The organism is Salipiger sp. IMCC34102, assembly GCF_004145405.1.
Taxonomy (GTDB): domain Bacteria; phylum Pseudomonadota; class Alphaproteobacteria; order Rhodobacterales; family Rhodobacteraceae; genus Loktanella.
The window spans coordinates 848,153-865,052 of the sequence record NZ_SELQ01000001.1; the positions used below are offsets into that span (position 1 = coordinate 848,153).

A 16,900-nucleotide genomic window follows, 5' to 3' on the forward strand; every position below is an offset into this window, starting at 1 on the left:
CGCTTTGCAAGCCTTGTCAGAGGATTGCCAGCCGGATCGCGTAGGCCACCACGCCCAGCACCGCGACGGAGGCGATCCAGATCGCGACGAACCACGCGACGCGCTGCCACAAGGGGCGAGAAGCCATCAGTGGTAGCCTTCGTCCGGATCGATCTTGCCGCGGAAAACGTAGTAGGCGTAGGCCGTGTAGATCAGGATCAGCGGGATCAGCACGATGGTGCCGACCAGCGCGAACCACAGGCTTGAATCCGGGGCCGCGGCCTCGCGGATCGTCAAGGCCGGCGGCACGATATAGGGGTAGAAGCTGACCCCGATCCCGATGAAGCACAGAACGAAGATCGCCTCCACCGCCAGGAACGGGATCCGGTCGCGGCCCGTGGCCAGCCCCGTGAAGAGCGCAACGATGCAGATCAGCAGCAGGATCGGGATCGGCAGGGTGAAGACGAAACTCGGCATGCTGAACCAGCGCCCGAAGTAGTCGGCGTTCTGGAACGGCGTCCAGATGCTGACGATGGCGACCGCGATCAGCACCACGACGGCCAGCGGCTTGGCCACGTCACGCATGTGGTGGCTGACGGCCCCGTTGGTCTTCATCACGATCCAGGTGGCCCCCAGAAGCGCGTAACCCACGGTCACCGCCAGGCCGCACATGATCGAGAAGGGCGTCAGCCAGTCCCACCAGCCGCCGCCGTAAGCCCGCCCGTCGATGTCGATCCCCTGCACCAGCGCACCCAGGGCGATCCCCTGGTTCAGGGCCGCCATGGTCGATCCGCCGAAGAAGGCGAGATCCCAGACCCCGCGCCAGCGTGTCGTCTTCCAGCGGTACTCGAAGGCCACGCCGCGGAACACGAGCGCCAGCAGCATCAGGATGATCGGCATGTAGAGCGCGGGCATCACGATCGAATAAGCCAGCGGGAAGACCGCGAAGAGTCCGCCGCCGCCCAGCACGAGCCAAGTCTCGTTTCCGTCCCAGACGGGGGCGACCGAGTTCATCATCACGTCCCTGTCCCCCTCGCCATGGGCGAAGGGGAACAGGATCCCGATGCCAAGGTCGAACCCGTCCAGCACCACGTAGGTCAGCACGGCGAAGGCGATCAGCCCGGCCCAGATGAACGACAACTCGAGGAAGACGTCGGGCATGGTTCAGGTTCCTTCGACCAGGTCGGTTTCGCGCACCTGCTGGATCGGGGTGATGCCCGCCGTGCGGATCGGCCCCTGGTCTTCCAGGCTGTCGGGCTGCAGCGGCACCTTGTTCATCAGGCGCAGGATGTAGAACGTGCCTGCTCCGAACACGAAGAAGTAGACCACGATGAAGGCGATGAGCGAACTTGCCACGGCCGGAGCGGCGATGGGCGAGAGGCTTTCGGAGGTGCGCATCACCCCGTAGACGGTGAACGGCTGGCGTCCGACCTCGGTCGTGATCCAGCCCGCCAGCACCGCGATGAAGCCCGAGGGCGCCATCACCACCGCAGCCCGGTGAAGCCATTTCGTTGTGTAGAGCCGCCCGCGCCACCGCTGGATGCCGCCCCAGATCCCCACGGCCAGCATGGTGAAACCGATCCCCACCATGATGCGGAAGGTGAAGAAGACGATGGCCACGGGGGGCTGGTCCTCCTTCGGGATCGTGTCCAGACCGTCCAGCGGCGCGCCCCATTCGTGGGCCAGGATAAGGCTGGAAAGCTGCGGGATCTCCACCGAGTAGTGCACGACCCCTTCCTCCTGGTCGGGGATGCCGAACAGGATCAGCGGCGCCCCGTCGGGGTGGCTGTCGAAATGGCCTTCCATCGCCATGACCTTGGCGGGCTGGTGCTCCAGCGTGTTGATCCCGTGAAAATCACCGGCGGCGATCTGCAGGGGCGTGACCAGAAGCGCCATCCACATCCCCATCGAGAACATCTTGCGCGCCGAAAGATCCGCCCGGTCGCGCAGAAGGTGCAACGCGCCCACCCCCGCCACGACGAAGGCCGTCGTCAGGTAAGCGGCCAGCACCATGTGCGTCAGCCGGTAGGGGAAGGACGGGTTGAAGACGATGGCCCACCAATCCTCGGGGATGAACTGCCCCGCCTCGTTCACGCCGAAGCCCGCGGGCGTGTGCATCCAGCTGTTCACGCTGAGGATCCAGAAGGCCGAGGTGAAGGTCCCCAGCGCCACCAGCGCGGTCGCGAACATGTGCAGACCGTGGCCCACCCGTTCGCGTCCGAAAAGCATGATGCCCAGGAAACCGGCCTCGAGGAAGAAGGCCGACAGCACCTCGTAGGCCATGAGCGGTCCCAGAACCGGACCCGTCCGGTCCGAGAAGACCGCCCAGTTGGTTCCGAACTGGTAGGACATCACGATGCCCGAGACGACGCCCATGCCGAAGGCGATGGCGAAGATCTTCTTCCAGTAATCGAAGACGATCCGGTAGGTCTGGTTACCGGTCCACAGCCACAGCGCGTTCAGCACCGCGAGGTAACTCGCCAGCCCGATCGAGAACGCCGGGAAGATGATGTGGAACGAAACGGTGAAGGCAAACTGGACCCGGGCGAGGATCTCTGCCGAAAAGCCGGACAGCATGGGCGCTCCTGTATGTCGGCGGATCGCCTTCGATCCGTCGCGCGCAGGCTAACCTTTGGGGCCGGATTCGCAATGAGACATCTTGGCGGCGGTTCGCGTCCCTATTCCGCGGTTGCCGGCGTCGGGCCGGGCGTGTCGTCGCCGCGGCCCGACAGGAACAGGCCCAGACCTTGCAGGCTCTCGATCTTCTCGGCGAAGGCGCGCACGACGATCAGCACCGGCACGGCGACGAACATGCCCACAACCGACCACGCCCAGCCCCAGAAGGCCACCGCGATGAAGACCGCCACGGGGTTCAGCTTCAGGCTCCGTCCGACCGCGTAGGGCGTCACGAACTGGCCCTCGATGCTGGTCAGCGCGATGTAGGTGGCTGCGGCGAAACCGGCAGCCCCTACCGTGTCGAAGGACACGATCCCGATCGCGAAGGTGATGAGCGCGCCGCCGATGGCGCCCACGAAGGGAATGAAGTTGAGCGCAAAGGCCATCACGCCGAACAGCGCGGGGTTCGGCATTCCCAGGAACCACAGGGCCACACCCACGGCCACGCCCAGGCCCGCGTTGATCGTGGTGATGGTCAGGAAATACCGGCTGATCTTGCGCTCGATGTCGTAGACGATCCCGATCGCGCGCCGCTTGTCGCGGAACGTCGGGTTCACCGCGACGATCTTTTCGTAGAACATGTCACCGCTGGCGATCAGGAAGAACAGCATGACGAGGGTCAGCAACAGCTGCGCCAGCACGAAAGGTACGGTCAGCGCGACTTGCGTCAGAAGGCCCGGACCGCTGCTCACCGCGACCTGCTCGGGCACGTCCTCGTCGGAGCCGGTCAGATCGTTGACCTGTGCGGTGGCGTCGCTCACCTGTTCGACCAGGTCCGAGATCCCGCGCAGCTTGACCTCCACGTCGCGCATGATCGCGGGCGCATCGGCGGCGTAGCTCTGCACCGGTCCGGCCAGCCCGCCCATCGCCGCGGCACACAGCGCCAGCAGACCCAGCACGATCACCCCGGCGGAAATGCCGTCCGGCACCCCGCGGCGGGCCATCCAGCGGCGCACCGGCGAGAAGGTCAGTGACAAGAGGAACGCCAGGATCAGCGGCATCAGGAACGACCGGGCCACGACCATCACCACCCCCGCGGCGATCAGGAACAGGCCTTTCACGGCCCAATGTCCTCCACCGGAGGCGGGGGGCGGGGGGGATGCGGGAACGGTCGCGGTTTCGGTCATTTCAAGGTCCTCGAAGCGCCCGAAGGCGTGGGATGTCTGGGTGAAGGTAGGTGGACGGACGCCGCGAACCAGCGCGCATCGCTCCGGATCAGTGCCCGGAGCGCGGCGCAACCGGAAACTATGGCGGCGCGAGGCCGTGTCACCGCCCGGCCTGTTTAGATGCGCTGGTATCCGCCGAAGGGGACCCCGGAGGTGGTGCCGCACCCCAGGCGCGGCAACCGGACCGGGAGGTCACGCGTTCGGGCCCATGTGCATCTCGCACTCGATGGAGAGACGAAATGGCCGAGAAGACACTGAAGGACGTCGCCGAGATGATGGCGAAGATCGACTTCTGCATGATGGAGACCCACAGCGACGACGGGCGCATCGCCGCCCGCCCCATGAGCTCGAACGGAGACGTGGAATACCGGGGGCAAAGCTGGTTCTACAGCCACGAGAACAGCCGCAAGATCCGCGATCTGCGGGCCGACGACCGGATCGGCCTCTCCTTCCAGGGGACCGGCGGCGTGATGGGCCTCGTGGGCAAGCCTGGGGTGATGGTTCACGTGCAAGGCCGGGCGACGCTGATCGACGACCGCGCCACTTTCGAGGCGCATTGGGTGCCCGAACTGGAATATTGGTTCGAGGACGGGATCGACACGCCCGGCATGATCATGATCCGCGTCGATGCCGATCGCATCCACTACTGGGACGGCACCGAGGAAGGCGAAGTTCGCCCCTAGCGCTCCGGCCCCCGGGCGGTTGGCGTATTTGCCATGACGCAGGCGCCGCCGCGCCGTCTGCCCGGTGCGCTGACGGCGCGGCGTGTCGCGAAATGTTGTTTACTCGATTAGCGTTTTTGTCGTTGATCAATCCCCCCTCCGATGCATACGCTGTGCCATGACCGGCCACGTGCCGAAGTCTTTGGGAGGAGAACACCATGTACACGACCCGCAGAAGCCTCATCGCCGCCACCGGGGCGCTTGCGCTGGGCGCGCTGACCGCCACCGGCGCGCTGGCGCAGGAGGTGACGCTGAAGATGCACCAGATGCTGCCGCAGCAGGCGGCGATTCCGGCCAACATGCTCGAAACCTGGGCCAACAACGTCGAAGAGCAGAGCGACGGCCGCATCCAGGTCGATCGCTATCCCTCCATGCAGCTGGGCGGCGCCCCGGCCGAACTCGTCGACCAGGTCCAGGACGGCGTGGCCGACGTGATCTGGACGGTCGTCGGCTACACCCCAGGCCGGTTCCCTGCCTCGGAAGTCTTCGAGCTGCCCTTCTTCGTCGAGGACGCAAAGGCCGGGTCCTACGCGTTCTGGAAGATGTACGAAGAAAGCATGGCCGAAACCGATTTTCAGGACATGAAGATGCTGGCCACCTTCGTGCACGGTCCGGGCGTGTTCCACACCGCCGACCCGGTGGAGACGCCTTCCGACCTGCAGGGCATGAAGATCCGCGGCGGCTCGCGCCTCGTGAACGAGATGCTGACCGCCGCCGGGGCCACCCCGGTGGGCATGCCGGTTCCGGCCGTGTCCGAGGCGCTGTCCAAGGGCGTCATCGACGGCACCACGATCCCGTGGGAAGTCACCACCGCCGTCAAGACCTCGGAGTTGGTGACCAACCACACCCAGTTCGAAGGCGAGGGGCTTTATACCCTTACCATGATTGTCGCGATGAACCAGGACGTCTATGACGGCCTGCCCGACGACCTCAAGCAGGTGATCGACGACAACTCCGGTGCGGCCTTCTCGCAGATGGGTGCCGACGTGATGCTCGCGGGCGACGAGGCCGGCCTCGCGCTGGCCGAGGAATTCGGGAACGACATCATCACCATCGACGCAGAGACGGTCGAGGCCGAATGGCGCCCCGTCGTCCAGCCGATCTACGACAGCTGGATCGCGGACATGGACAGCCGCGGTTACGACGGTCAGGCCCTGATCGACCGCGCCAACGAGCTGATGGATGAGTACGAGGCCACGAACTGAGGCCTTTTTGAATCGGGGCGGTCGTTGTTTCGTGGCCGCCCCTTTGCGTTTCACCGGAGCTTCCGCGATGTATCGCTTCTTCCTGCGCCTCTCGACCATCATGGCCTGGTTGGGCGGTCTTGTCCTGTCCGGGATCGTCCTGCTGATCTGCGCCTCGGTGCTGGGGCGCACGATCAACGGGTTTCTCTACAGCGACCTCGTGCAGTCGACCATGCCGGGCGTCGCGGATGCGCTGATCGCCTTCGGCATCGGGCCGATCAACGGTGACTTCGAACTGACCGAGGCGCTGGTGGCCTTTGCCATCTTTGCCTTCCTGCCGCTGTGCCAGATCACCGGTGGTCACGCCGCCGTCGACGTCTTTACCCGCATGATGCCCGATCGGTTCAACCGCGCGGTGCGGGTGGTGATCGACGTGGTCTTCGCCGGGGTCATGGTGCTGATCGCCGTGCAACTCTATGCGGGCATGCTGTCCAAGATGTCCTCGGGCCAGGTCACCTTCCTTCTGCAATTTCCCGTCTGGTGGGGCTACGCGCTGTCCCTGGTCGGCGCGGGCATCGCCGCCGCCGTGGCCGTCTGGATCGCCGCAGCGCGCCTGGGCGAGATCGCGACCGGGCGCGACATCCTCCCCGAGGATCTGGAGATAGAGCATTGAGCGACACCCTCATCGGCATCCTGTCGTTCCCGACCCTGCTGATCATGATCTTCCTGCGCGTGCCCATCGGGCTCGCGATGTTCCTCGCGGGCCTGGTGGGGCTGGTGATCGTTACCGGCGACACCACGATTCCCTTCGCGCGCCTCAAGTCGGAGACCTATACCACCTTCGCCAGCTACTCGCTGTCGATCATCCCGATGTTCCTGCTGATGGGCCATTTCGCGACCCTGGGCGGCATGAGCACGGCCCTCTTCAAGGCCGCCGAAAGCTGGCTTGGACACCGCAAGGGTGGCGTGGCGATGGCCGCCGTCGGCGCCTGCGCGGGTTTCGGCGCGATCTGCGGCAGCTCGCTTGCGACGGCGGCCACCATGTCCCGCGTCGCCCTGCCGGAGTTGCGCCGCTACGGCTACGCGGGCGGCTTCTCGACCGCGACCTTGGCGGCGGGCGGCACGCTGGGCATCCTGATTCCGCCCTCCATCGTGCTGGTGATCTACGCGATCCTGACCGAGCAGAACATCGCCAAGCTCTTCCTCGCCGCCGTGATCCCCGGCCTGCTGGCAGCATTGGGCTACGTCATCGTCATCTCGATCTACGTGAGGCTCTATCCGAAATCCGCCGGGGTCCGCCCGCGCGTGGGCTACGCCCAGCGGGCCCGGGCGCTGCTGGACGTCTGGCCCGTGCTGCTGGTCTTCGGCCTTGTCGTCGGCGGCATCTACGCGGGCTGGTTCACGCCCACGGAAGGGGCGGCCATCGGCGCTCTGGGCACCGGGCTCATCGCCTGGGCGAACGGCGGGCTCACCCGTGCCACCTTGGGCGAAAGCTTCATCGTGACCGCAAAATCCACCGCGATGATTTTCTTCATCGTGCTGGGGGCCGCCTTCTACAACGGTTTTCTGGCCCTGACGCAGGTGCCGCAGGACATCGCCAGCTTCGTGGTCGAGCAGAACCTCTCGCCTTGGATGGTGCTGGCGTTCATCCTCGTCTTCTACCTCGTGCTGGGCTGCCTGATGGACAGCCTGTCGATGATCCTTCTGACGATCCCGATCTTCTGGCCGGTCATGCAGGGCCTCGATTTCGGTTTCGTCACCATGGTGGATCTGCACGCCGCCAGGCTGGCGGACCTGGTGGCCGCCGGGACGGATGTGCCCGCAGCTTTGCTGGCGGAGGCGCAGGCGCAGCTGGCTTCGGGTGTCGAACTGACTCGTGACCAGATCCGCGAGCTGGGCATCCGTGGCGCCAACCAGGGGGCGCTGAACCGCATCAACACCGAGCAGGTGGCGATCTGGTTCGGCATCCTCGTGCTCATCGTGGTCGAGGTCGGTCTCATCACGCCGCCCGTGGGGATGAACCTGTTCATCATCAACGCGATGGATCGCTCCACCCCCATGGTCGAGACCTATCGCGCGGTGCTGTTCTTCGTCGGCTCCGACCTGTTCCGGGTGCTGCTGCTGGCGATCTTCCCGGTCATCACGCTGGTCTTCATCGGCTGGTGAGGCGCGAGCGGGCCACCCTTGGCCCGTTCGGACAGCTGGTCGGACTGGCGATCAACAGTGGACCATGGAGCACCACTGTCGAAGGCTCCGCGGCACGGCGGAACCGGTGAGCGCTTAACCGTGGGTCGCTTGCGGTTTTGCGATCCAGTTGGCAACGCAGCAGAGAACACTTCGACCGTCGGCGTCTGCCGTCAGCTGAGATTTCGGCGCCCCTGACACTGTCGTCGGCCGCACGGCGCCGATCGCGATCAAAGCTGGCCGCTTTCCGGCGCGGGTCAGGTCGCCACGACGGTCCAGGCGGTGTCCAGCCGATACTCTTCCAGGTTCGCGCCTGCGCCGATCCGGTCCACGACCGCGAAAAGCCCGTCCTCGAGCGGTGTCAGCACGCCGTGCCAGGTCCCGCGGTGAAGGTTGATCCCCTGACCCTGCGCGATGAAGGCCTGCGGCATGCCGGGGCGACCGGCTTCATCGGGGGCCACGATCACCAGCCAGGGGGTGCGGTGCATGGGCACAAAGGCCTGCGATCCTTCCGGATGCCGTTCCAAAAGGTCGAAGCGGTAGGGCAGGCTGCGTGGTCTGGCATCGAACAGGCTGATCCCCGCCCGGCCGCTTCCGAAATCGAGCCTGCCCAGGTCGTGATGCCGCCCGCAGAAACCGTCGTTGATCGTCTTGTCGGGGGCGTCGCGCAAGGCAAGCACGTCGCCGAAGGGGGCGAAGTCGGCGGCCGTCAGCGGGGCAGGGGTCAAAGTCCGATCCATGCGCCCGACCTCGCGCCATCGCGGGTCTTCTGTCAACCGCTTGCCGTGTGGCGCGCGCTCGGGCAGGCTCCACCCGATTGCAAACCGGAGCCCGCCATGCCTGCCAGCCTGACCACCCATGTCCTCGACACCGCCACCGGCCGCCCGGCGCAGGGCATCGCGATCACGCTGTTCCGCCTGACCGACAAGGCGCGGGAGCAAGTGGCGACCGCGAGGACGAATGCGGACGGGCGCACCGACGCGCCGATCCTGCCCGAAGCCCCATCCGGCCAATACGAACTGATCTTCCACGCCGGAGATTACCTGCGCGGCCTGGGGCAAGACGCCGATCCGCTCTTTTTGTCGGAGATCCCCGTCCGCTTCGGCATTTCCGAGGAACGCCATTACCACGTCCCGCTTCTGCTGTCGCCTTACGGCTACTCGACCTACCGGGGCAGCTAGGGGCGCCGTCCTAGCGGGGAAGGACCAGTTCGGCCATCAGGCCGCCCAGCGTCCGAGATGTCGACAGGCGCAGCATTCCGCCGTGACCGCGTGCGATGTCCGACACGATGGCGAGTCCCAGGCCCACGCCGGACCCCTTGTCCTGATTGCGCGCGGGGTCGAGCCGGGTGAAGGGGCGGACGGCCTCTTCATGCTGGTCGGCGGGAATGCCTGGGCCGTCGTCCTCCACCGTGAACCGCAGGGTGCGGTCGGTCAGCGTCACCGACAGGACCGCCCGGTCGGCGTAGCGCAGCGCATTGCCGCACAGGTTGTCCAGGGCGCGGTGAATGGCGACGCCTCGCAAGGGAATCGCCTCGTCCCGGCCTTCCAGCGTCCCCAGCTTTAACCGACCGGACATGCGGGTGAAGTCCTCCACGACATCGCGGGCGATCCGGAACGGTGACACGGGGATCAGGTCGTCGGAGGCGTCCGAGCGCACGAAATCCAGGAAGGCGTCGAGCTGGCGCTGCATGTCGTCGACATCCCCGATCAAGGGCCGGGCGTCTTCTTCGTCCAGAAGCGACAGGCCTAGCCGCAGCCGGGTGAGTGGCGTGCGCAGGTCGTGGCTGACGCCCGAAAGCATCATCGTGCGGGACTGGATCTGCCGTTCGAGCCGCGCGCGCATGTCGAGGAACGCCATGCCGGCGGCGCGCACCTCGGTCGCGCCGCTGGGGTGGTAGGGCGTGATCCGACCCTTGCCGTAGTCGGTCGCGGCGCGCGCCATGCGCTGGATCGGGCGCAGCTGGTTGCGCAGGAACAAAAAGGAGATCGCCGTCAGGATCGCTCCCAGAACCACCATGATGACGATCAGCTGGTGCGGGTTCGAGGCCGAGGTCCGCCTCCGGTCCATCTCGGCCCGCAAGGGTCCGTGATCGGTGTCGAGCCAGAGGACGAGCCGTGACTTGTCGGCCATGGAGATCTCGGCGACCGATGGCACGCGCAGGCGCAGTTGGTCGGCCACGGTATCACCGGTGAAATCGGACCACTCGCGGTCGTCGCCGACATCCGGGACGGTCTCGGCCCAGCGGGTCTGAATCTGAAGGGGGGCGGCGAATTCCGACACGGCGGCGGTTGCCTGCGCCTGCGTCCGTGCCGCGTTCGCCGTCTGGACGAGGTAGCGCAGTTCCAGGCTTACGGCGTCGGTCATTTGGCGCGTCACCCCGTCGAAGTGACGGTTGATGAACACGATCGAGACCAGGAGCTGCAGGATCAGGATCGGAAGGATCAGGATCAGGAACGCTCTGGGATAGAGGCCATTGGGCAGGTAGGGTTTGATGAACCGTTCGAACATGGGGCGGAGTCTAACGACGAGGGCCGGGGATGGCGATGGACGGAATCGGGCAGCCCGGTGTGGCAGTCTCGCTGGAGCCGGGGCTGCGGCGGGTGCTGGCCCCGAACCCGTCGGCCATGACGGGGCCGGGCACCAACACCTACCTGCTGGGGGAGGGGGACGTCGTCGTGATCGACCCCGGCCCCGATCTGCCCGCCCATGCGCAGGCGCTGCGCGCGGCCATCGGGGCGGCGCGCGTCAGCCATGTCCTCGTGACCCATTCCCACCTCGACCATTCGCCACTGGCCGCCCGGCTGGCGTCCGAGACCGGCGCGCCCGTCCTGGCCTTCGGGCCGTCCGAGGCCGGGCGCAGCGCGGTCATGCAGCGGTTGGTGGCCCAGGGCTACGAAGGGGGCGGCGAAGGCGTGGACGCGCAGTTCGCGCCGGATCGCTGCCTCGCGGACGGAAAGGTGCTGGAGACGCCGGCGGGCCGGGTCGAGGTTCTTCATACGCCGGGTCACATGGGCAATCACCTGTGCTTCGGCTGGCGCGGGGCCTGGTTCTCGGGCGATCTGGTGATGGGTTGGACGACCTCGCTCGTCTCGCCGCCGGACGGGGATATTGCGGATTTCGTAGCCTCCTGCCAGCGGCTGGCGGACCGGGGCGCGCGCGTGCTCTATCCCGGTCACGGGGCGCCGGTCGCCGATCCTGCCGCGCGGATCGACTGGCTGGTCGCGCATCGCGCAGCGCGGCGGGCGGAGGTGCTGGCGGCGCTGGATCGTGGCCCCGCGACGGTCGAGGCCATCACCGCGCACGTCTATCGCGACGTGGACGAATCGCTTTGGCCCATCGCCGCGCGCAACGTGTTTGCCCAGTTGATCGACCTCGTGGCAGCAGACGAGGTGGGGGCCGATCCCGGCCTCCATGTCGCGGCGACATTCGAGCGGACGCAAACCGCGTGACGGGACTAACGGGTCACGTTGCGGGGTTATCCGAGCATTGCCGGAACGGTGGGTCTTGGGCGGGGAGTTGTCTTTCGCGGACGATCGCCTCTTTCGCGGGTTTCGTCCGTCGGTCATCCTCGCCGGATGAGTGTCGCGGGTCTCTGGTTGCAGGGGTGTTCGGCAGGCGGAAACTCCTGTGGAACCGACTTTCGAAGGACAAGTTGAGCAGGCTGGAGGCCGCGAGATGAAGAAAGAAGAAGGTGCCCTCACCGAGATCGTCGCGGAACTGCAGCGCAGTGCCGAGGATACGAAGGGCGACAAGGTCGAGGTCGGCCACTTGGTCGATGCACTCGACCAGCGCGGCTACGGCCCCGCGCTCGCCATCCTGCCGCTCGTCGAGATTTCCCCCCTGGGCGGGATCCCGGGGTTCCCGACGTTCCTCGCCTTGACGCTGGCGGCGATCACCGTGCGGCTGCTCATGGGCTACGAGCATTTCTGGGTCCCCGACTGGCTCCGGCGGAAGAGGCTCGACTCCGACCGGGTGATGAAATCGGTGAAATGGCTGAAGCCGATCTCGATGCGGATCGACGCCAAGCTGCAGGAACGGCTGTCGATGTTCGCCGGTTCGGCCGGGCGCAGCGCGGCGTGCGTCGTGATCCTGTGTCTTCTGGTGACCGTTCCGCCGCTTGAACTTGTGCCGTTCGCCACCACCGTGCCGATGGTCGTCATCGCGGTTTTCGGGCTGGGCCTGCTCTACCGCGACGGCCTGCTGCTGCTCCTGGGGTTCATCGGGGCCGCCGGAGCACTTGTCGCCGGGATCAACACGTTGCCCGGATCAGGCCTTCCGTTCTTCTGACGCGCTCAGAACTCATGGCCGCCGCCCGGTGGACCTTCCTAAACCGATCCTCGATCAAAAGCCCGCCCGGACAGGGGCGGCCTTTCCTCCACTGCCGGTCTCAAGCCGCTGGACAGGCGGCGCCGGTGTCGATCCAGGCTTGCGTCAATTCACCGAAGATTTCTTGCGTGCCGGGGGCCGGTTCGCGCCCCGCGCCCGGCTCCCACCCCCAGCCGACGAGGCCGTCCTCTGCGTTGTGCTCGTGCAACTCGGCCAGGGTGCGGCCACCGTTGCGCTCCGGGTCCTTGAGCTGGGCGCAGACCTCCGCCGGGGTCAGGCCGATCCAGCCCGTCTCGATCGGCGCGAGGTGCCAGGGCACATGGCCGGGAATCGAGCCCGCTCCGGTGGTATAGGCCACGTTTTCCGGCCCGTGGCAGGTCGAGCAACGCATCCCGGGCGCACCCATGCCGCCATCGCCGCGCACGACGGGCGGGTTGTGCAGGGCCAAGTCGTCGCCTTGCCGGGGGATGTTGTCGACCGGGTGGCAGTTCAGGCACCGCGGGTGAGAGATGACGGCGAACATCTCCTCGAAGAGCGCGGTGGAGCGTTCGGTCTCGTCCGCGATGGCCGCGAATTCATTGACGGTGCGCAGTCCGTTCACGGTCTCGGCGAAGGCGGGGGCGGCCAGCAGGGCCAGCGCGCCTGTAAGGGCAATCGGTTTCATGGGCTCAGGCTCCGGCGCGGGCAGAAAATGGAAGGGTGGTGACGGTCTCGCCCGTGAGCGCGCGCCAGGCATTGGCGAGGGCGGGACCGATGGGCGGCGTGCCGGGTTCGCCGACACCGGTGGGATCGGCGTCGGAGGGGATGATCTCGACGTGGATCTGCGGCATCTCGGTGATGCGCAGCATTCGGTAGGTGTCGAAGTTGTCCTCCTGCACGATGCCGCCGTCGCCCAGCGTGATCGCGTTGTGCAGCACGGTGCCGAGGCCGTAGCCGATGCCGCCCTCGATCTGCGCGCGGATCACGTTGGGATTCACCGCGACGCCGCAATCGACCGCCGCCCAGACGTTGGTCACACGGGGCTGGCCGCCGCGATCCTCGACCTCGACCACCTGCGCGACATAGGTGTTGAAGGATTCGTGCAGCGCGACGCCGTAGCCCTTGCCGTCCTTTACGCGGGTGCCATCCCATCCGGCCATCTCGGCCGCCTTTTCCAGCACGGCCCGGTCACGGCCCATGTCGCCGCGCAGCAGGTCGAGCCGGCCTTGCACGGGGTCCTTGCCGCCCATCTCCAGCAGGCGATCGAGGAAGACCTCAGTGGCATAGCCGGTATGGCTGTGCCCGACCGAGCGCCACCAGAGCACCGGCACCGGGCTTTCGGCGCGGACCCAGTCGACGGTCATGTCGGCCAGATCGTAGGGCATCTTCGTCGCCCCCTCGTAGGATGTCGGGTCGAGCCCGCCCTGCATCATCTGTTCCATCGGGGTGCCTGCCATGATCGACTGGTTGACCACCGTGTCGTGCCAGCCCGCGATGTTGCCTTCGGCGTCGAGCCCGCCGCGCATCCGGTGGACGGTCATGGGGCGGTAATAGCCACCTTGCAGGTCGTCCTCGCGGGTCCAGACCAGTTTCCATGCGCCATTCCCGCCCGCGGCGGCGGCGATGGCCCCGATCTCGGCCCCGATCTGGGCGGAGGGCTGCGCGCGCCGCCCGAAGGAGCCACCGGCCAGCATGACCTCCATCCGGACGTCCTGCGGGTTCATCCCCAAGGCGCCCGCGATGGCCCCGTTGTCGAAGCCGGGAAATTGCCAGCCGCCCCATGCGGTGGCGCGGCCGTCCTTCACCTCGAGCACCGCGTCGAGCGGTTCCATCGGCGCATGGGCGAGATAGGGAAAGCGGAACTCCATCTCCAGCGTCTGCGCCGCACCGCCGAGGGCCGCGTCCGAATCCCCGACCGTTTCGGCCGGCAGGCGGTCGCCGGTCGTGGCGAGGGCCGCGAAATCCTCCATCATCTGCGCGCTGCTGCGGGTCTCTGCCTTGCTGCTGTCCCACTCGACCGACAACCTCGCACGTCCCTTGAGGGCCGCAGCGGTGGAGGTTGCGTAGACGGCCACCCCCTGCGGAATCTGCCGGACGGCCGTGACGCCCGGCACCGCCAGCGCCGCGCGATCGTCGTAGCTTGCGACCGCGCCGCCCAGCATCGGCGGGTGCCGGACGACGACGGTCTCCATCCCCTCGCGGTAGACGTCCATCGTGAAGGTCGCGGTGCCTGTGGATTTCGCCACGGTGTCGAGCTTGGGCCTGTCGGTGCCGATGTAGACGAACCGGGAGGGATCCTTGAGCACCGGATCCTCCGGCGGGGTCAGGTTCGAGGCCTTGGCCGCGAGCGGGCCGAAGGACGAGGTCTTGGCACCGTGGCTGACGACCCCCTTGAAGATCGAGACCTCTTCGGCAGGCACGTCCCACTCGGCGGCCGCGGCCTGCACCAGCATTGCGCGGGCCGCCGCACCCGCCTTGCGCATCTGGGTGTAGCTGTTGGCGATGGCGGTGGATCCGCCGGTGCCCTGCAGGCCGAAGAGCAGGTTCTTGTAGGTCTCGTTGTCCAATGGTGCGGATTCGGCGCGCATCTGCGACCAGTCGGCGTCGAGCTCTTCGGCCACCAGCGTGGCAAGCCCGGTATAGGGGCCCTGGCCCATCTCGATGTGCTTGATCATGACGGTGACGGTGTCGTCCGGCAGAATGCGGATGAAGGCGTTGGGCGCGAAGCCGCCCGCGCCATCGCCCGCAAAGGCGGTGGCGGCGCCCGATTGCGCACGACCGGGCAGGGGCAGGGTGGTGGCGATGGCGATACCGGCGGCGGAGGCCAGGAACTGGCGGCGGGACTGTGTCATGTTCATGCCTCCAGCGCCTTCGCGGCGTCCTTGATGCCCTGCCGGATGCGCTGGTAGGTGGCGCAGCGGCAGATGTTGCCCGCCATGGCGCGGTCGATGTCCTCGTCCGTGGGGTCCGGGATCTCGTAGAGAAGCGCGCTGGCGCTGACGATCTGGCCGGACTGGCACCAGCCGCACTGCGGCACGTCGAGCGCCTCCCATGCGGCCAGGACGGCCTGCGATTCCGGCGTGTCGAGCCCTTCGATCGTGGTGATGTTCGCGCCCTCGACGGCCGAGACCGGCGTCACGCAGGACCGCCGGGTCGTGCCGTCCATCATCACGGTGCAGGCCCCGCATTGCGCGACCCCGCAGCCGAACTTGGTGCCGGTCAGGCGCAGCTCGTCGCGCAAGACCCACAGGAGCGGCGTATCTTCGGGCACGTCGACCGTGCGCTCCTCTCCGTTCACGGTGAAAGTGGCCATGGGGTCCTCCGCGGTTTTCGGGTCATGAAGATGAGGCGATCATTAGGCGCGCTTCGCTGGCGTCGCGCAAGTCCCGCGTCACGGCAGTGCCAGATCCGTGACCACCGCGTAGTGGTCGGACGGGTAGCGCCCGTCGAACGTCCGCCGTTGCACCTGTGGCGGGCCCACGACGTGCACGGGTCCCGCGGTCGCCACGTGATCGATCGCACCGAAGAGATCGATCCCCCGGTTGAGGTGATAGGTCGATCCCGGCACGTCGGCGAACCGCAGACCCGCCGCTCGGAAGATCTGCACCGTCTTCGACCCCGCCAGGGCATTGAGGTCGCCCGCCAGGACCACCGCTTCCCCCGCCGCAAGGCGCGGGGCCATGCGCTCGACCGTCAGGGCGGCGGACTTCAGGCGGTTCGACCCCGACTTGTACTCGAGATGCACGTTATAGACCGTCAGACGCCGTCCGGTGGCCCGGTCGCGGAACTGCGCCCAGCTTGCAAAGGCCGGCCAACTTCCGTCGAAGGTGCGCGAGTAGATGACGTCCGGCGTGTCGGCGAAGAAGAACCATCCCTGGTCCAGCATCTCCAGCCGGTCGGTGCGGTAGAAGATCGGCTGGGTGGAGGGGAATGTCGCGGAAGGTCCGTTCGCGCCCGCCGCATAGCCGGGATTGCGCGCCAGAAGCCAGTCGCGGGCAAGATTGATGTCGAAGGAATCGCCGCGACCGAAGCTCTCCATCTCCTGGAAGGCGACGATGTCCGCATCCAGCGCCTTGAAGGCCAGATCGACGGAGGTCTTGCGGTCCTCCCAGTCGGGAAGGGACCAGGCCCCCTCGGCGGCATTGAGTGAAATGTAATGGATGTTCTGCGTCGCGAACCGCAGCGTGCCTTCAGGCACTGGCCCGATGGGGGCAGCCGGGCCGCCGCAAGCTGCAAGGATCAGCAGGCCGAACAGTAAAAGAGAACGCATGCAGAGGCCTTCGGGTGAGGGTGACTTGATGGTGTGTAGGGCAAACCTACCAGATTTTGTGCAGTCCGAAACTTTTTGCTCGGATTCGCGATTTTTCTGAAAAAGCCTCTTGCGGGTCCCCGACCCTATCCGTAAATAGCCCCTCACCGGCGGCGCAGAGATGCACCAACGGGACGCAGACCGGGACGAACGCCAAGGCGGACAGATCGGAACGCGGAGAAGTTCGAGGATTGACGAGGCGGGGCGCGCCGGACTATAGGGCGCATCTGGTCTTCTTTGGCCCTCACGTTGTTTGAAATTGCTAATATCTGAAGAGATATGTGGGCGGTTTGTGTTTGTCGAAGTTCGATGGATCAGACGTCTGTGTATCGCGCTCTTAGGGTGATGTCCCCGTGATGTTTCCCGATTATG

At 66.6% G+C, this 16,900-nt stretch carries 17 protein-coding genes; 7 read left to right on the top strand and 10 right to left on the bottom strand.

Going from position 1 to position 16,900, the window contains the following annotated elements; translation table 11 throughout:
• Positions 1–16 precede the first annotated feature (16 nt).
• The 4 genes from EU805_RS04255 to EU805_RS04270 form a co-directional block, all read right to left on the bottom strand.
• Positions 17–127: a DUF2474 family protein gene (locus EU805_RS04255; RefSeq protein WP_129762674.1), complete on the bottom strand. Its 111-nt coding sequence runs from the start codon at positions 125–127 to the stop codon at positions 17–19.
• A complete protein-coding gene (cydB, locus tag EU805_RS04260) occupies positions 127–1,140 on the bottom strand; it encodes a cytochrome d ubiquinol oxidase subunit II (RefSeq protein ID WP_129762675.1) in 1,014 nt (337 codons plus the stop codon). Before cydB ends, EU805_RS04255 begins: the two co-directional genes overlap by 1 nt.
• 3 nt (positions 1,141–1,143) lie before the next feature.
• Complete coding sequence (locus EU805_RS04265; RefSeq protein ID WP_129762676.1) at positions 1,144–2,556, bottom strand: cytochrome ubiquinol oxidase subunit I; 1,413 nt, start codon at positions 2,554–2,556, stop codon at positions 1,144–1,146.
• A 101-nt stretch (positions 2,557–2,657) separates the two neighbouring features.
• Positions 2,658–3,782 carry an AI-2E family transporter gene (locus EU805_RS04270; protein ID WP_242494053.1) on the bottom strand — a complete coding sequence of 375 codons (1,125 nt, stop codon included), beginning with the start codon at positions 3,780–3,782 and terminating at the stop codon, positions 2,658–2,660.
• Between the two features lie 278 nt (positions 3,783–4,060).
• Between EU805_RS04270 and EU805_RS04275 the strand changes: the two genes are divergently transcribed.
• The 4 genes from EU805_RS04275 (at position 4,061) to EU805_RS04290 (ending at position 7,893) form a co-directional block, all read left to right on the top strand.
• A complete protein-coding gene (locus tag EU805_RS04275) occupies positions 4,061–4,504 on the top strand; it encodes a pyridoxamine 5'-phosphate oxidase family protein (protein ID WP_129762677.1) in 444 nt (147 codons plus the stop codon).
• A 197-nt stretch (positions 4,505–4,701) separates the two neighbouring features.
• The gene (locus EU805_RS04280) at positions 4,702–5,748 is read left to right on the top strand and encodes a TRAP transporter substrate-binding protein (protein WP_129762678.1); all 1,047 of its coding nucleotides are present in this window, start codon (positions 4,702–4,704) and stop codon (positions 5,746–5,748) included.
• Between the two features lie 67 nt (positions 5,749–5,815).
• Positions 5,816–6,400: a TRAP transporter small permease gene (locus EU805_RS04285; RefSeq protein WP_129762679.1), complete on the top strand. Its 585-nt coding sequence runs from the start codon at positions 5,816–5,818 to the stop codon at positions 6,398–6,400.
• Entirely contained in the window at positions 6,397–7,893 is a 1,497-nt protein-coding gene (locus EU805_RS04290) for a TRAP transporter large permease (RefSeq protein WP_129762680.1), read from the top strand. Before EU805_RS04285 ends, EU805_RS04290 begins: the two co-directional genes overlap by 4 nt.
• A gap of 275 nt (positions 7,894–8,168) precedes the next feature.
• Here the strand turns inward: EU805_RS04290 and EU805_RS04295 are convergent, their stop codons facing one another.
• The gene (locus EU805_RS04295) at positions 8,169–8,651 is read right to left on the bottom strand and encodes an ureidoglycolate lyase (protein ID WP_129762681.1); all 483 of its coding nucleotides are present in this window, start codon (positions 8,649–8,651) and stop codon (positions 8,169–8,171) included.
• Between the two features lie 96 nt (positions 8,652–8,747).
• Here EU805_RS04295 and uraH point away from each other — a divergent pair, with 96 nt between their 5' ends.
• Positions 8,748–9,092 carry a hydroxyisourate hydrolase gene (gene uraH / locus EU805_RS04300; RefSeq protein WP_129762682.1) on the top strand — a complete coding sequence of 115 codons (345 nt, stop codon included), beginning with the start codon at positions 8,748–8,750 and terminating at the stop codon, positions 9,090–9,092.
• Positions 9,093–9,102: 10 nt separating this feature from the next.
• Here uraH and EU805_RS04305 read toward each other — a convergent pair whose 3' ends face one another.
• On the bottom strand, positions 9,103–10,422 hold the full coding sequence (locus EU805_RS04305; protein ID WP_129762683.1) for an ATP-binding protein: 1,320 nt from the start codon (positions 10,420–10,422) through the stop codon (positions 9,103–9,105).
• Positions 10,423–10,451: 29 nt separating this feature from the next.
• Here EU805_RS04305 and EU805_RS04310 point away from each other — a divergent pair, with 29 nt between their 5' ends.
• Together EU805_RS04310 and EU805_RS04315 are read left to right on the top strand one after the other, a co-directional pair.
• On the top strand, positions 10,452–11,363 hold the full coding sequence (locus EU805_RS04310) for an MBL fold metallo-hydrolase (protein ID WP_165351882.1): 912 nt from the start codon (positions 10,452–10,454) through the stop codon (positions 11,361–11,363).
• Between the two features lie 226 nt (positions 11,364–11,589).
• On the top strand, positions 11,590–12,201 hold the full coding sequence (locus EU805_RS04315) for an exopolysaccharide biosynthesis protein (RefSeq protein WP_129762684.1): 612 nt from the start codon (positions 11,590–11,592) through the stop codon (positions 12,199–12,201).
• Between the two features lie 100 nt (positions 12,202–12,301).
• Here EU805_RS04315 and EU805_RS04320 read toward each other — a convergent pair whose 3' ends face one another.
• From EU805_RS04320 to EU805_RS04335, 4 genes are all read right to left on the bottom strand, one after another.
• Positions 12,302–12,904, bottom strand: coding sequence for an Isoquinoline 1-oxidoreductase subunit (locus EU805_RS04320; protein WP_129762685.1), 603 nt, complete (start codon positions 12,902–12,904; stop codon positions 12,302–12,304).
• Between the two features lie 4 nt (positions 12,905–12,908).
• Positions 12,909–15,077 (bottom strand): xanthine dehydrogenase family protein molybdopterin-binding subunit, encoded by a 2,169-nt coding sequence (locus tag EU805_RS04325; RefSeq protein WP_129762686.1) that lies wholly within the window; start codon positions 15,075–15,077, stop codon positions 12,909–12,911.
• On the bottom strand, positions 15,074–15,532 hold the full coding sequence (locus EU805_RS04330) for a (2Fe-2S)-binding protein (protein ID WP_129762687.1): 459 nt from the start codon (positions 15,530–15,532) through the stop codon (positions 15,074–15,076). Before EU805_RS04330 ends, EU805_RS04325 begins: the two co-directional genes overlap by 4 nt.
• Positions 15,533–15,610: 78 nt before the next feature.
• Positions 15,611–16,489 (bottom strand): endonuclease/exonuclease/phosphatase family protein, encoded by an 879-nt coding sequence (locus EU805_RS04335; RefSeq protein WP_129762688.1) that lies wholly within the window; start codon positions 16,487–16,489, stop codon positions 15,611–15,613.
• Positions 16,490–16,900 lie beyond the last annotated feature (411 nt).